A 14,889-nucleotide genomic window follows, 5' to 3' on the forward strand; every position below is an offset into this window, starting at 1 on the left:
GAGCCAGGATCAAACTCTCCATAAAAGAAAATTTGATAAAGCTCAAATTTTTGCTGGCATCTTTATGATGTCCAAAATTGTGTTTCTATTATAGAAACTATTTATTCATTAACGTTTTGTTGTTCAGTTTTCAAGGTTCATGTTTATCGCTGTCTCTCAACAGCAACTTTTATAGTTTATCACATCTACCTTAGCGAGTCAACTATTTTTTGTTTTTAAAATTTTGTTTCTCAGTCGTTTTTAACGACGGATATAAATATAACATCTATATTTTAATAATGCAAGTGTTTTATTGAAAAAACTTTTATATTTATTATTCAATATAAACAGATGCTACAAACCCTTAAATATTCAATAAGGTTCTTACTAGTTTATATCATTACTCTCGTAATTTCAATATTAAACATTATTTAAAATATACTACTTTATTATTCAAATACATTTATTAAAATCAGATCCATTGTATTAATTTTTAACATCAAATACAAACTTGAAATTTTACCTATATATCTCTCTGAGAAACTATATTATACCGCAATTTATTAAATAGGTTAATATTATTCAAATGTTTTCGGATTATTTTTATACAATAAACCAGGAGCTACACACCAAATGTGCAGCTCCTGGTTTTAATAGTACCTCATAATATTATTATTAATCTCTATGACGCATTGTTGGGAATAGTAATACGTCACGAATTGATTGTGAGTTAGTTAGTAACATTACAAGACGGTCAATACCAATACCTAATCCACCTGTTGGAGGCATACCATACTCTAATGCTTCAATGAAGTCGTTATCCATTTCGTGAGCTTCATCATTACCAGCTTCTTTTTCAGCTAATTGAGCTTCAAAGCGTTCTTTTTGATCGATTGGGTCATTTAATTCCGTAAAGGCATTTGCATGTTCACGTCTAACGATAAATAATTCAAAACGATCAGTAAAACGAGGATCTTCAGGATTTTTCTTCGCAAGCGGTGAAATTTCAACCGGATGCCCATACACGAATGTTGGTTGAACTAATGTTTCTTCTACTTTTTGTTCGAAGAATTCGTTGATGATGTGACCTACTTCGTGCATTTCTTTCACTTCAACACCATGTTCTTTTGCAAGAGCTTGTGCTTGTTCTTTTGTCATTGGTTGCCAGAAGTCAACACCAGTTGCCTCTTTAACTGCATCAACCATATGCACTCGTTTCCAACCTGTAGCAAGGTTAATTTCATCTTCACCGTATTTAACAGTTGTCGTACCTAGTACTTCTTGAGCAACGTGAGCAATTAGATTTTCAGTTAAAGCCATGATATCACGATAGTCAGCGTATGCTTCGTATAATTCAATCATAGTGAATTCTGGATTATGGCGAGTTGAAATTCCTTCATTACGGAATACACGGCCGATTTCATATACTTTCTCAAGACCACCAACAATTAAACGTTTTAAGTGAAGTTCAATTGCAATACGCATATATAATTCCATATCTAATGCGTTATGGTGAGTGATGAATGGGCGAGCTGCAGCACCACCAGCGATTGTGTGTAACATTGGTGTTTCTACTTCTAAATAACCGTTGTTATCTAAATAGTTTCGAATTGCACGAATGATTTTAGAACGAGTAATAAATGTATGTTTACTTTCTTCGTTCGTCATTAAATCTAAATAGCGTTGACGATATCTTTGTTCAATATCTTGTAGACCGTGGAATTTCTCTGGCATAGGTCTTAAAGATTTAGTTAGGAATGTAAACTCTTCTGCTTTAACAGAAAGTTCACCTACGTTTGTTTTAAATACATTACCGCGGATACCTACAATATCCCCTAAATCAGCAGTATTGAACAATTCATACGCTTCATCACCAACATGATCTTTACGTACGTAAATTTGCATTTGTCCACCTAAATCTTGAATGTGGGCAAATCCAGCTTTCCCTTTACCACGTTTTGTCATAATACGTCCAGCGATTACAACCTCATGTGTTTGTTCTTCTAATTCTTCTTTTGAAAATCCATCATATTGCTCTCTAATTTCTGATGATAGATGTGTACGTTCAAAACGGCTACCAAATGGATCTAATCCATTTTCTCGAATATTCGTCATCTTTTGGCGTCTCACCAAAAGTTGGTCATTTAATTCTTCAATGTTTGACATGTAAATCACTCCTTTATTTACTTTTTCGCACGAACTGTGTGTTTGTCCATAATGTACCTATTGTACACAATATTTGGTTAGGATTCATCTGTTTCATACGAATTTCTATACTTCCGACAAATTGTTTTAGTTTTCTGAATTCAAATCATTTAACATTATCGACTATATTGTATTAATATTATGCTGAACTTCCATAAATTGAAATGGGAAAGGGGCATAATTTTTATGTACCGTATGGTTGATGACTTTATTCAAGAGTGGGAAAAAAACTGCAATGGGACATTATCTGTTTTTGAATCCATTACTGAAGAAAAGAAAAGCTTTGAAATTGTTGAAGGGCATAGCTCCCTCGAATGGCTAAGCTGGCACCTTACAACTGCACCCGCATACTTTATCGGACAAGCTGGATTATCTTTAAATGTGGAATTAAATCCCTCTGCTACTCCATCAACAATTCAAGAGATTATTAATAATTATAAGATTGTCAAAGAAGAAGTTGTAAAGACTGTGAAAGAAAAGTTAACAGATGAATCATTATCAACAATTGTTGATAGCCACGGACGCCCTACTCCAATTGGCGCTATTTTACGTGTATTGGTAGATCATCAAACACATCACCGCGCACAAATGCAAGTGTTACTTAGACAAGCAGGACTTAATGTTCCTGGCGTAATGGGCCCGACAAAAGAGGCTTTAAAACGATAATATTAAGGCATCCATTTACTTATGAAATGGATGCCTTTTTATATCATATCGCTTCAACTTGTTGCATTTCGCTAAAATGTTCTTTGACTTCATCTAATAATGCTCGCAATTCTACTGCTGTTTCGATTTGATTAATAGCAGTACGTACTTTACCGTTTCCACGAATGCCTTTCATGTACCAAGAGGCATGTTTACGCATTTCACGCACTGCTACCCCTTCACCTTTTAGTTGCATTAATCGTTCAAAATGCAACCAGCATACATCCATTTTCTCACGTACAGTTGGTTCTGGTTTTAACTCGCCAGTTTCTAAATATTGTACTGTACGATAAATCATCCAAGGGTCACCTAATGCTGCACGTCCAATCATGACAGCATCAACACCAGTTTCATCTATCATTCGTTTTGCATCCTGAGGGGTTTCAACATCACCATTTCCGATAAACGGAATGTTTATATGCTTCTTAACTTCTCTTAAGATATCCCAGTTTGCTTTACCCTCATACATTTGCACACGTGTACGTCCATGCATTGCAATCGCTGAAGCACCTGCACGTTCTGCAGCTTGAGCATTTTCAACTGCAAAAATATGCTCTTCATCCCAACCAATACGCATTTTTACGCTAACTGGCTTTTTTACTGCACTTACTACAGCTGATACCATTTCATAAATTTTGTTTGGATCTAGTAGCCATTTTGCTCCTGCTTCACATTTAATAATCTTATTCACAGGACAGCCCATATTAATATCGATAATACTAGCATTTGTATTTTGATCAACAAACTTTGCTGCTTCTACTAATGTTTCTTTCTCGCCACCAAAGATTTGTAAAGATAAAGGATATTCTCGTTCATCAATATATAACATATCCAACGTTTTCTTATTGCGAAGGATTAAACCTTTATCGCTAATCATTTCGGCATATACTAAACCAGCTCCGAATTCTTTTACAGTTAATCGAAAAGCTGAATTACAAACCCCAGCCATTGGCGCTAATACGACACGGTTATCCATGACAATATCGCCAATTTGAAATGGCTTTTCTTGTGTATTCAAAACTTTTTCCTCCTCTAAGAAGTGCATTACTCCCTATTTTACAACGATATATAAATAGAACTTACCGAATGATTACTTTATATGAACACTACTTTATTAAAACTCTTTTTCTGCTAGAGAATCTTGTAAGCTTGATGCCTCTTTCCATTTCGTAATTCCTTCTTTTTCGAGGTCCATCTGATCAAGGCTATTTTTAGCCAATAGTAACTGATCCGACAATGGCTCAGTAGCAATCTCTAATAGAGGAACTAATACGAATGCCCGTTCGAACATTCTTGGATGAGGTACGCTTAAGTTCTCAACTTCAATATTTTCGTTATTAAACAACAAAATGTCAAGGTCTATGATTCTCGGACCCCATCTGATTTCACGAACACGGCCTAATTCATTTTCAATCGATTGGCATATTTCTAAGCATTCCAGTGCTGTAAAGGCAGTTTCAATTAATAAAACAATATTTAAAAAGGAAGGTTGGTCAATATATCCGACCGGAGCTGTTTCATATATTGAAGATATTGACTTAACTTCAACACCATTTCTATTTTGAAGCATGTGAACTGCTTGCATAAGATTATGTTCTCGATTACCAATATTTGTACCTAAAGATAAATAAACTTTATTCATAATAACGTCCTCTTGTAATTTCTACTGCAACTTCTTTATAGTGACCAGGAATAGGAGGATCGGGTTTTATTACTTCAACTTTTACCCCAAACACTTGTCCCAGGTAGCTCTCTAAAATTCTCGTAGCAATTGTTTCAGCTACCGCTTCAATTAATTTATAAGGTTTACCTTCTATAATTTCTTTACAAATATCATAAACTCCAACATAGCTAACCGTATCATTTAAGTCATCTGTTAATCCAGATTTTTCAATATTTACAGCTAACGAAACGGTAGCATTAAATCTTTGCCCAAGTACATTCTCTTCTTTTAGAACTCCGTGATACCCATAAAATTGCATATCTCGTAAATGTATATAATCCATAGAAATCCTCTTTCTCTTTTTAATGTCTAGATGGTAATTCTTCATTTACTTCAAATTTTCCAAGCAAAGCATCAATCATTTTAACAGTACGAGCTACTTCCTTAACATCATGTACCCTAACAATGTGACAACCTTTCATCACGCCATAGGCACATGTAGCCGCTGTTCCTTCCACTCGTTCATCGATTGGTAAATTTAAAATCGTCCCAATCATTCGTTTTCTTGATGTTGCTAATAATACTGGATAACCTAATTCAACTAGTTCGTTTAGTCTTTGCATTGTTTCAATACTTTGTTTTAGATTTTTTACAAAACCAATTCCCGGATCTAAAATAATATGTTCATCTGGAACTCCCGCCTGCTTTGCAATTTGGATACTTTCTTCTATATCTGCCATGTAGTCATTAAAGTAATTCGAATATGGCTTTTCTTCTCGATTATGCATTAAAATAATCGGAACTTTTAATTCAGCTGCAACTTTAGCTATATTCGGGTCTTTCTTTGCACCCCAAATATCATTAATCATATGTGCACCTGCTTCAACTGCCGCACGTGCAACTGCTGACTTATAAGTATCAATTGAAATAATTGCAGGAACTTCTTTCAATAACGCTTTAATAACAGGTACTACTCTTGAAATCTCTTCTTCATCAGAAATACGTGTATAACCTGGTCGAGTTGATTCCCCACCGACGTCTATAATTTTCGCTCCATCAGCAACCATTTTTTTCGCATGTTCAACTGCATTTTCAATTGAATTGTATTTTCCTCCATCTGAAAAGGAATCTGGTGTAACATTTAATATTCCCATAACAAATGTTTCTTTTTTATAATCTAACTCAATATTGTTAAGAGTAATTGGTTTTTTATAGTTTGATAACATATTCATTCTCCTTTCTTTATCGTCCTTAAAATTTCATCTATGTATGCGTTATGTAGTCTTTGATAAATCGTGCCGTCTCTTCCTAAAAATTGTACACTTCCTATATTCGATATTGGGACAATTTCATCGATAGAGTTCGTTACAAAGCATTCATAAGCCTCTTCTAAATCCTTTTTAATAAACAAATCTTCTACAACGCGATAACCCATTTGTTTTGCTGTATTAATCACCCACTGTCTTGTAATCCCCGGGGTAATACCCATTGCCAATGATGGGGTGAAAATTGTTTTTTCCTTTGTGAAGAAAATATTAGAGGTCAATCCTTCTGTTACAAATCTATTATCCCTCAGAAAAATACCTTCCACTTTCTCTATATTATCAATTTCTAAATTCCCCAAAAACCTTTGCTCAAATAGAGAATTCACATTTTCTCGTACATGTAACCATTTGGCTTCCTTTTCTATCCCTCTTTTCCTGGGGAATAAATCTATCCGGAAGATTGTCACATTCGGTTCATTATTATTGATTGTTGGATATTGCAGTGGTGATTTTTCATTTCTTGTGGAGACGTTGATAAAATAAATGCCATCTTGATCATTTGCATAACTTTTTAACTTTTGAATGACTTGTAGAATTTCTTTTACTGAATAAGGCATTTTTATTCGAAATTGGTTCAACTTCGTTATTAATCGATTATAATGCTCTTGAAATAATACTACTTGTCCTTTATACGTACGGAATCTCTCAAAGAAATTGATACCATACAGAAACCCATGGTCAAATGGCGAAATTGTAACTTCCTTTTCATTGATATATTTCCCATTCATCCAAAGAAACATTTATGTCATCCTTTCTTCAATCCATATTACCTCGACGATAGCATAATTAACCAATCTATTAAACAAAAAAAGACAAAACCCTGTGCAAGCGGTTTTGTCAAATAATTTAATCTGTATTAATCTTCAAAGTTATATAAAGCTGTTGATAAGTAACGTTCACCGTTTGATGGTACAATTGCTAGAACATTTGAACCTTTTCCAAGGCGTTTAGCAGTTTCAATCGCTGCGTGGATTGCTGCACCTGAAGAAATACCAACTAAAATTCCTTCTTCACGACCTACTTTACGAGCTGTCTCAAATGCTGTTTCATTCTCTACTTGGAAAACAGAAGTGTATACTTCCGTATCTAATACTTTTGGAACGAATCCTGCACCAATACCTTGGATTTTATGTGAACCAGCTCTACCTTCTGAAAGAACAGGTGAATCTTTTGGTTCTACTGCGATAATTTCAATTTCAGGATATTTTTCTTTTAATACTTGACCCGCACCTGTAATAGTACCACCAGTACCGATACCAGCTACAAATGCATCTAATTTTAATCCTTCAAACGCTTCAACGATTTCCGGACCAGTTGTTAAACGGTGAATTTCAGCATTTGCATCATTTTCAAATTGTTGTGGTAAGAAGTAACCATTTTCTTCAGCTAATTGATTTGCTTTTGCAATAGCACCTTTCATACCTTCTGGACCAGGTGTTAATACTAATTCTGCACCATAAGCACGTAATAATTTACGACGTTCAATACTCATTGTTTCTGGCATTACTAAAATTGCACGGTAACCTTTTGCAGCAGCGATCATAGCTAAACCGATACCAGTATTTCCTGAAGTTGGCTCAATAATTGTGCCTCCTGGTTTTAACGAACCATTTTTTTCAGCTGCTTCAATCATCGCTAATGCGATACGATCTTTAACAGAGCTTCCTGGATTGAAGAATTCTAATTTAACATATACCGTACCTTCATTTTCACTTGTAGCATGATTTAGTTTAACAATTGGTGTGCGTCCAACTAGTTCAGTAACTGAATTAGCAATTTTACTCATCAACATTTCCTCCCGTCTTATAATCCCTACTATGTTTATATGCTTTACCTAATTAGTATATTACCAACTTCGTTATTTGTTGTCAATAATAAAGACCTACAAAATATGTAAATTCATTTTGTAGGTCTTGCAACTGGACTTTACTTTAAATAGTATGAAGTAACATTAAATTCCTTCCAAAACATTTCTGTCGATACATTCTGAGGTAGTTGTTCCATCGCTAATTCTGTTTTAATATGTTCACTTACTTCATCGAGGGCAAAAGATTTACCCTCAATAATGCCTGTAACATATAATAATGCGAAATTTCCATCACTTAATTGAAAAGGTTCGCTTATTTCTCCAGACTTGAGATGTTGAACAACTTTTTGAATTTCTGGATCTACATTCGTTTGGTCTTGACTAATATAACCTATATTCCCACCTAGGCTTGAAGACCCTGTATCTATTGAACGTTCTCTAGCCAAAATAGAAAAATCAGATCCATTATGCAACTCATTTTGAACTTGTTTAGCTTCTTCTTCAGATTTTACAATGATTATGCTTGTACGATATGTAGTAGGCGTATCATACAATGATTTATTTTCTTCGTAATAATCTTCAATTTCTGACTCTTCTATAACAATGTCTTTTGTTAGTACTTTTTCTAAAATGATTTGTGATCGAATTTTTTTACGAACTTGTTGTTCTTCAAAAATTTTCAAAGACGTATCTAAGTCTTGCGTTGAACTAGTTAGTGCAATCTCTAAATCCACTTCATCATCTGTAACTTGAATACCATATTCTTTTGCAGCTCTTTCCATTACCTCGTCATTAACCAATGAATGTAATGTTTCTTTACCATATAAAGCTTCCATTGCTGCCATCCACTCTTGACGAGTAATGTTCTTTCCATCAACGGTAGCGACAACCTCGTTACCACCATGATTATTAGAATTCATACTTATTATCCACAAAGTAAACCATAATATATTCCCAAAAAATAAAATTGCCATTATCAATAATACTGGTTTTGTTTTTAAGCGACGATTTTGACGGGGCATGTCGTTTTCTAATGATGTAGTTCTAGGATGTATTTTTTTTTGATTATTGTTCCAAGATTTCATTGATGATACCTTTTAGTTCCGATTCATCAAAGTGATATTTTTCTAAACAGAAGTGGCATTCTGCTTCCGCACCACCATCTTCTTCAATCATTTCTTGAATTTCCCCGACGCCTAAACTCATTATTGCTGCACCAAATCGTTCTTTTGAACATTGACATTTAAACTGTACTGGTAATGTATCTAATACTCTTACTTGATTTTCACCTAAAACTGCTTCTAGAATTTGTTCAGGTGTATAGCCTTTTTCTATCATTTTAGAAACTGGTTCAATGTTTGATAAGTGTTTTTCAATTTCTGTGATCGTTTCTTCATCACAACCTGGCATTAATTGAATGATAAACCCTCCAGAAGCTAAAACAGTATTATCCGGATTAACTAATACTCCTAACCCTACAGAGGATGGAACTTGTTCTGAAACTGCAAAATAATATGTAAAGTCTTCTGCAATTTCACCAGAAACGATTGGCGTTTGACCAGAGAACATATCACGTAATCCTAAGTCTTTTACTACCGTTACCGCTCCTTCAGTTCCAACTGCGCGACGCACATCTAGTTTACCAACATTATTTAATTCGAAGTGAACTTGGGGATTTGTAACAAAGCCTCTTACTTCACCTTTTGCATTCGAGTCAACGATGATTGGACCAATAGGACCATTACCCTCAATTTTAATTGTTAATTTATCATCGCCTTTTAACATTGCCCCCATCATTACACCTGCTGTAATTGAGCGTCCTAACGCTGCCGTTGCAGTTGGCCATGTTTGATGACGTCTTTGTGCTTCTCCTACCGTATTTGTTGTTCTCGCTGCAAATGCTCGTACATTGCCATTAAAAGCCAATGCCCTTACTAAGTAATCGCTCATTCGTTAAATTCCTCATTTCTTATTGATTTCTTTTATATAAAATATAGAGACCTTTTAGTGTTAATAATGGATCGACAATATCGATTTCCTTTGTTTCATACCCAAATAACTTTGAAAGTCCACCTGTCGCTATTACAATTGGTTCTATCTTACTTAGCTCTTTTATACGACTTACAATCCCCTCAACTTGTCCTATAAATCCATAAAAAATCCCCGATTGCATAGCCGATACAGTATTTTTCCCTATGACATTTGAAGGTTTTAATAATTCAATTCTTGGTAGCTTCGATGCTTCTGCAAATAATGCTTCTAATGAAATGGTGATACCTGGCGCTATTGCACCCCCGATATAATTTTCATTTTCATCAATGTAACAATATGTAATAGCTGTACCAAAGTCGACGATAATAATTGGTCTTCCACCATACTCGGCAATGGCTGCAACTGAATTAACAATTCGGTCCGAACCTACTTGTCTTGGGTTTTCATATTTAATATTCAAGCCAGTTTTAACACCTGGACCTACTATTAGTGGATTTACATGAAAGTATTTTCGACACATCTCCTGTAAGGAATACATAATGGATGGTACGACAGAGGAGATAATTACCCCTTCTATATGTTTAAAATCCAAATCATTGTGCATGAATAACATCTTAATCTGCATGGCATATTCATCTCCTGTTTTATGCAGATTTGTTTCCATACGCCAATGGTATAGGAGAGCATCATTTTGATAAACTCCAAGATCAATTGTTGAATTACCCGCATCTAATACAAGAATCATCTAATTCACTTCCATTATGAATTTTCATAAAGAAAACCTATCCTAAAAATATTACCATAGTTGTTCATAAGTTTAATAATATAAGGCTTAGCTTCTCTGTGTAATAAATATAAACTTACATCATAAAAGGCTGATCATCTACATTCCGCAGACAATCAGCCTTAGTATTATTTATTTGTATCTTCTTGAATGCCTTCATTTTGAGTTCCCGACGGTGATGACGGCCCCAATTTTGGTAAATCAGAAGTTGTTGGATCAGAAGGACGACTTCCAATATCACTTTCTAAAGTAGTGGAACCAGTTTTTTCAATAGCAGGTTCTGTTGATTCTACATTATCAGAAGTCGGATTTGCCGGCTCTGTTTTATCAGCTTCATCATTATCTACTTTAGAGTAGTCAACGCGATCTGGAAGTTTACCGTAATCTCTTAAATGTTCAATTTGCTGTGCATCTAATGTTTCCACTTCAAGCAATGTTTCAGCAATTAAAGTTAATAAATCACGTTTTTCTGTAAGAATTTTTTTTGTACGTTCATATTGCTCAACAATAATCGATTGCATTTCTTTATCGATTTCATAAGCAATAGAATCTGAATAGTTTTGTTCTGAGTTAAAGTCACGTCCTAAGAAGACGTTACCACCTTGGCTGCTGCCAAACTGCATTGGACCTAATTTATCGCTCATACCATATTCAGTTACCATTGAACGAGCAATGCTTGTTGCACGTTGGAAGTCATTATGAGCACCTGTAGAAACTTCACCAAAAGTGATATCCTCAGCTACACGTCCACCTAATAGACCAGCAATTTTGTCTAACAATTCAGGTTTTGTCATAAAGTAACGATCTTCTTTCGGAAGCATTACTGCATATCCGCCAGCTTGACCACGTGGTACGATTGTTACTTTGTGTACTTTTTCAGCTTGGTCTAATGTTAAACCAACCACGACATGTCCTGCTTCATGGAAAGCAACAATATTACGTTCTTTCTCAGAAATCACTCGACTCGATTTAGCAGGTCCTGCTATTACGCGGTCTGTTGCTTCATCGATATCAGACATATCAATTTTCTTTTTATTACGACGAGTTGCAACTAGTGCAGCTTCGTTTAATAAGTTTTCTAAATCTGCCCCAGAGAAACCTGGAGTACGTTGTGCGATAGCTTTTAAATCTACATCTTCACGTAAAGGCTTATTACGTGCGTGAACTTTAAGGATTGCTTCACGACCTTTTACGTCAGGACGACCAACTGTAATTTGACGGTCAAAACGTCCTGGACGAAGTAATGCAGGGTCTAGAATGTCTGGGCGGTTTGTAGCAGCAATGATAATAATTCCTTCATTTACTCCGAAACCATCCATTTCAACTAGTAATTGGTTTAATGTTTGCTCACGTTCATCGTGACCGCCACCTAAACCAGCACCACGTTGGCGACCTACAGCGTCAATTTCGTCAATAAAGATAATACATGGAGCATTTTTCTTCGCATTCTCAAATAAATCACGAACACGGCTTGCACCGACACCGACGAACATTTCTACGAAGTCAGAACCTGAAATCGAGAAGAATGGAACGCCTGCTTCGCCAGCAACAGCTCGAGCAAGTAATGTTTTACCTGTCCCTGGAGGACCAACTAGTAAAATACCTTTTGGAATACGTGCACCCATATCTGTAAATTTGCGGTGATCTTTTAAGAAATCAACAACTTCAACAAGTTCTTGTTTCTCTTCGTCTGCACCAGCAACGTCAACAAAGCGCACTTTTTTCTTTTCAGAATCGTATAATTTCGCTTTACTTTTACCGAAGTTCATCACCTTATTTCCGCCACCTTGAGATTGACTCAATAGGAAGAAGAATAAAATGATAATGATGATGAATGGAATAATCCCAGTAAAGAATTGTACCCAGCCGCTCGCTTCTGGAGCCTGGATGTACTCAATTTTCGCATTATTTTCTCTTGCATCAGCAATTTTGTCTTGGATACCTGGATAATCAGTCGGGATGTTAGCAGTAAACGTTTGCCCATCTTCATAGCCTTTAAGTTTCCCTTGTACTACATAAACCATATTATCAAATTGAATGGTTGCTTCTGTAATCTGACCTGTTTCTAATGCATTTAAGAACTCATGATAATTTAACTTTTCAGAAGGAGTTCTTCCTCCGTTAAATGTACCAAATATACCTATTATTACGAGAAAAATTAATAAATAAAATATGGTGTATCGAAATATTCGATTCATCCCCAGCCTCCTCACAACATAACAGAAAAACTATAAGTAAAATCTTAACATATCAGAATTTCTCATACAACGAAAAGCCCTGCCAAAAAATGCGATTTCCCTTTTTAGTCAAAATGTTTATAAAATTTCAACTAAAACGAATAAACTTCTCGCTTTAAGATCCCAATATAAGGTAAGTTTCTATACTTTTCTGCGTAATCTAATCCGTATCCCACTACAAATCCATCTGGAACTTGGAAGCCGACGATATCTGCAGATAAATCAACTTTTCTTCCTGATGGTTTGTCTAATAGTGTTACAATTTTAATGGATTTTGCTTTACGATATTTAAATAAATCAACTAAATAGCTAAGTGTTAAGCCACTATCAATAATGTCTTCAATAATAATGACATCACGGCCTTCAACACTTGTATTTAGATCCTTCAAAATTTTTACTTCCCCAGAAGAGACTGTTGCGTTTCCGTAACTCGATACATCCATAAAGTCAATTTCAATATATGAATCATATCGTTTCATTAAATCTGTCATAAATGGTGTTGCACCTTTTAGTACACCAACTGCAAGTGGAAATTGGTCCTTATACTCTTCAGTTAATTGTTTTCCAATTTCAGCGATTCTTTCTTGAATTTGTTCTTCCGTTATCATGATTTTTTCTATATCTTGTTGAATCATTTAGGTTCCTCCTGTAGTAACCATTGTTACTAAATATATGAATAAATGTAAGTCCATAATATAACATTGTTAGATCTTTCGCTAACGGCTTGCCTTATTTTTTTACAAAATTAAAACAATATTTTAAAAAACATTCTCTATTCTTTATTGTACTCGATAATAATTTTAATATCATCTTGGGCGCGTTGTATTTTAGAAATATTTTTGTTCTCTCGGATACCAATCACCGCCATCACAACATCTTTGCTATCAACCAGTATTGGCCATGAATCACGGTCGAGTAGCGGAACTTTTTCATCAATAAAAAGACGTGATAAGCGCTTCTGTTTTTCCATACCTTTTAAATGAATACGGTCCCCGTCTTTTCTTGATCGAACCCGAAACGGTGCTGTAAATGACTTTGAATTAAAATAGAGCTTAACCCCATCATTAATTTCTTCCGACTTTGCAACATTAGAAGCTTCTCCTATGTATAAACACATACCATTTTTCAGTTTGTTCCACTCGTTAAGTTGCACAATTGTTTCATCATGTATAACTTTCACTGTTTTCTTTTCAAAGAAAACTTCCTCATATATTCTGTTTGCAACAAATTGTTTTGGTAAGTCGATCGTTGCACTTCCATCTTGTGTTTTACATAACTCTAAGATAGACCGAGCAAGAACATCGCTATTTGAACTTTCCGTACCATTGTAAAGGTAGTTTAATAGCATTAAAATAATTCGTCTTTGTATCGAATGGGGTTCCTTTTGAAAGGCAGTAATGTCCAGAACATACCCATCTCCATCACTTCTTCTCGTCAATTGCGTAAATTTACTCGTAGCAATTGTAAAAAGATAGTCATCATCTTCTTGAATACGTTCTGCAAGCTGTACTGCATTTTGAGGAATCGATTCATTTTCCTGCTTCATTAGTGGAATAATGTGGTGTCTAAATCGATTTCTTGTGTAGTCGTCTTTTGAATTACTACTATCTTCACGATATGTTCCACCTTTCATTTCTAGATATTCCTTTACTTCTATTTTTGTGACGGATAGAAATGGTCGGATAATCGTCCCAAAGGAAAAGGTTCGCTTTGCATAAATCCCTTTCATGCCACCTAAAGACCCGGATCTAGTAAACGACATCAGCATAGATTCTAATTGATCATCCGCATGATGTGCCGTAACCAACTTTGTTATAGAATTTTTCTCCATCACTTCTGCAAAGTAGGCATATCGTTCTCTTCGGCAAATCGCCTGTGAATTACCTCCTTCTTCCTTCAGAATTTCTGGTATAGGAATCGATGTACTAAATACAGGTACTCCTTTTTCCTTACAAAAGTTTTCTACAAATTGACGATCTTCTAATGATGTCTTTCCTCTTAACATATGATCTACATGGGCAACAAAAATCTCAATGTCAAAACATTTTCTTAAAGATAAAAAATAATGTAATAACCCCATCGAGTCTATTCCACCAGAACAAGCTATGAGAAGACGGTCTCCTTTTTGGATTAATTCATGATTATTTATAAAAGAGTACACTTTACTTTCAAACGAAACCATCTTCCCACCT

14 protein-coding genes are annotated in these 14,889 nt (G+C 35.1%); 1 reads left to right on the forward strand and 13 read right to left on the reverse strand.

Translation table 11 applies throughout. The annotated features are described in order from the left end of the window. Positions 1-654: 654 nt before the first annotated feature. Entirely contained in the window at positions 655-2,145 is a 1,491-nt protein-coding gene (gene lysS / locus ACOQFO_RS05440; RefSeq protein WP_421688681.1) for a lysine--tRNA ligase, read from the reverse strand. 225 nt (positions 2,146-2,370) lie between these two features. On the opposite strand from lysS, the gene ACOQFO_RS05445 reads away from it, so the two are divergent. Next, positions 2,371-2,850: a DinB family protein gene (locus ACOQFO_RS05445; protein ID WP_421688682.1), complete on the forward strand. Its 480-nt coding sequence runs from the start codon at positions 2,371-2,373 to the stop codon at positions 2,848-2,850. A gap of 43 nt (positions 2,851-2,893) precedes the next feature. Here ACOQFO_RS05445 and dusB read toward each other — a convergent pair whose 3' ends face one another. From dusB to tilS, 12 genes are all read right to left on the reverse strand, one after another. Then, positions 2,894-3,907 (reverse strand): tRNA dihydrouridine synthase DusB, encoded by a 1,014-nt coding sequence (gene dusB, locus ACOQFO_RS05450; protein ID WP_421688683.1) that lies wholly within the window; start codon positions 3,905-3,907, stop codon positions 2,894-2,896. A 96-nt stretch (positions 3,908-4,003) separates the two neighbouring features. Further along, on the reverse strand, positions 4,004-4,531 hold the full coding sequence (folK, locus tag ACOQFO_RS05455) for a 2-amino-4-hydroxy-6-hydroxymethyldihydropteridine diphosphokinase (protein ID WP_421688684.1): 528 nt from the start codon (positions 4,529-4,531) through the stop codon (positions 4,004-4,006). Then, entirely contained in the window at positions 4,524-4,895 is a 372-nt protein-coding gene (gene folB, locus ACOQFO_RS05460; RefSeq protein WP_421688685.1) for a dihydroneopterin aldolase, read from the reverse strand. The genes folK and folB overlap by 8 nt, the downstream gene beginning before the upstream one ends. Positions 4,896-4,914: 19 nt before the next feature. Continuing rightward, positions 4,915-5,778, reverse strand: coding sequence for a dihydropteroate synthase (gene folP, locus ACOQFO_RS05465; RefSeq protein WP_421688686.1), 864 nt, complete (start codon positions 5,776-5,778; stop codon positions 4,915-4,917). 2 nt (positions 5,779-5,780) lie between these two features. Next, a complete protein-coding gene (locus ACOQFO_RS05470; protein ID WP_421688687.1) occupies positions 5,781-6,617 on the reverse strand; it encodes an aminotransferase class IV in 837 nt (278 codons plus the stop codon). A 116-nt stretch (positions 6,618-6,733) separates the two neighbouring features. After that, the gene (cysK, locus tag ACOQFO_RS05475) at positions 6,734-7,663 is read right to left on the reverse strand and encodes a cysteine synthase A (protein WP_421688688.1); all 930 of its coding nucleotides are present in this window, start codon (positions 7,661-7,663) and stop codon (positions 6,734-6,736) included. Positions 7,664-7,803: 140 nt separating this feature from the next. Then, positions 7,804-8,604: a peptidyl-prolyl cis-trans isomerase gene (locus ACOQFO_RS05480; RefSeq protein ID WP_421688689.1), complete on the reverse strand. Its 801-nt coding sequence runs from the start codon at positions 8,602-8,604 to the stop codon at positions 7,804-7,806. A 145-nt stretch (positions 8,605-8,749) separates the two neighbouring features. Next, positions 8,750-9,634: an Hsp33 family molecular chaperone HslO gene (gene hslO / locus ACOQFO_RS05485; RefSeq protein WP_421688690.1), complete on the reverse strand. Its 885-nt coding sequence runs from the start codon at positions 9,632-9,634 to the stop codon at positions 8,750-8,752. Between the two features lie 19 nt (positions 9,635-9,653). Further along, complete coding sequence (locus ACOQFO_RS05490) at positions 9,654-10,421, reverse strand: type III pantothenate kinase (protein WP_421688691.1); 768 nt, start codon at positions 10,419-10,421, stop codon at positions 9,654-9,656. A 167-nt stretch (positions 10,422-10,588) separates the two neighbouring features. Continuing rightward, complete coding sequence (ftsH, locus tag ACOQFO_RS05495) at positions 10,589-12,658, reverse strand: ATP-dependent zinc metalloprotease FtsH (RefSeq protein ID WP_421688692.1); 2,070 nt, start codon at positions 12,656-12,658, stop codon at positions 10,589-10,591. Positions 12,659-12,789: 131 nt separating this feature from the next. After that, positions 12,790-13,332 (reverse strand): hypoxanthine phosphoribosyltransferase, encoded by a 543-nt coding sequence (hpt, locus tag ACOQFO_RS05500; protein ID WP_421688693.1) that lies wholly within the window; start codon positions 13,330-13,332, stop codon positions 12,790-12,792. 137 nt (positions 13,333-13,469) lie between these two features. Continuing rightward, the gene (gene tilS / locus ACOQFO_RS05505) at positions 13,470-14,879 is read right to left on the reverse strand and encodes a tRNA lysidine(34) synthetase TilS (RefSeq protein WP_421688694.1); all 1,410 of its coding nucleotides are present in this window, start codon (positions 14,877-14,879) and stop codon (positions 13,470-13,472) included. Positions 14,880-14,889 lie beyond the last annotated feature (10 nt).

The sequence above is a fragment of the Ureibacillus sp. MALMAid1270 genome, from assembly GCF_049202975.1.
Classification (GTDB): domain Bacteria; phylum Bacillota; class Bacilli; order Bacillales_A; family Planococcaceae; genus Ureibacillus.

Bases quoted from the DNA above. Each gene is read 5' to 3' on its own strand.
- folP (WP_421688686.1), bottom strand. From the start codon at position 5,778: ATGTTATCAAACTATAAAAAACCAATTACTCTTAACAATATTGAGTTA.
- hpt (WP_421688693.1), bottom strand. From the start codon at position 13,332: ATGATTCAACAAGATATAGAAAAAATCATGATAACGGAAGAACAAATT.
- folK (WP_421688684.1), bottom strand. From the start codon at position 4,531: ATGAATAAAGTTTATTTATCTTTAGGTACAAATATTGGTAATCGAGAA.
- ACOQFO_RS05480 (WP_421688689.1), bottom strand. From the start codon at position 8,604: ATGAATTCTAATAATCATGGTGGTAACGAGGTTGTCGCTACCGTTGAT.
- ACOQFO_RS05490 (WP_421688691.1), bottom strand. From the start codon at position 10,421: ATGATTCTTGTATTAGATGCGGGTAATTCAACAATTGATCTTGGAGTT.
- hslO (WP_421688690.1), bottom strand. From the start codon at position 9,634: ATGAGCGATTACTTAGTAAGGGCATTGGCTTTTAATGGCAATGTACGA.
- ACOQFO_RS05445 (WP_421688682.1), top strand. From the start codon at position 2,371: ATGTACCGTATGGTTGATGACTTTATTCAAGAGTGGGAAAAAAACTGC.
- ftsH (WP_421688692.1), bottom strand. From the start codon at position 12,658: ATGAATCGAATATTTCGATACACCATATTTTATTTATTAATTTTTCTC.
- lysS (WP_421688681.1), bottom strand. From the start codon at position 2,145: ATGTCAAACATTGAAGAATTAAATGACCAACTTTTGGTGAGACGCCAA.
- cysK (WP_421688688.1), bottom strand. From the start codon at position 7,663: ATGAGTAAAATTGCTAATTCAGTTACTGAACTAGTTGGACGCACACCA.
- tilS (WP_421688694.1), bottom strand. From the start codon at position 14,879: ATGGTTTCGTTTGAAAGTAAAGTGTACTCTTTTATAAATAATCATGAA.
- folB (WP_421688685.1), bottom strand. From the start codon at position 4,895: ATGGATTATATACATTTACGAGATATGCAATTTTATGGGTATCACGGA.
- ACOQFO_RS05470 (WP_421688687.1), bottom strand. From the start codon at position 6,617: ATGTTTCTTTGGATGAATGGGAAATATATCAATGAAAAGGAAGTTACA.